Consider the following 266-nt stretch of genomic DNA (forward strand, 5'->3'; position numbering starts at 1 on the left):
GAAGTCGTAACAAGGTAGCCGTATCGGAAGGTGCGGCTGGATCACCTCCTTTCTAAGGATATTTACGGAATATAAGACCTTGGGTCTTATAAACAGAACGTTCCCTGTCTTGTTTAGTTTTGAAGGATCATTCCTTCGAAACGTGTTCTTTGAAAACTAGATAACAGTAGACATCACATTCAATTAGTAACACAAGATATCACATAGTGATTCTTTTTAACGGTTAAGTTAGAAAGGGCGCACGGTGGATGCCTTGGCACTAGGAG

Annotated in this window: 1 rRNA gene; it reads left to right on the forward strand. The window is 41.0% G+C overall.

From position 1 onward, the window contains the following. Positions 1 to 52 (forward strand): 16S ribosomal RNA (locus UJ203_RS20800); the annotation flags it as partial. Positions 53 to 266: the final 214 nt, after the last annotated feature.

It is taken from the genome of Bacillus sp. V26 (assembly GCF_034296245.1).
In the GTDB taxonomy this organism is placed as follows: domain Bacteria; phylum Bacillota; class Bacilli; order Bacillales; family Bacillaceae; genus Bacillus; species Bacillus halotolerans.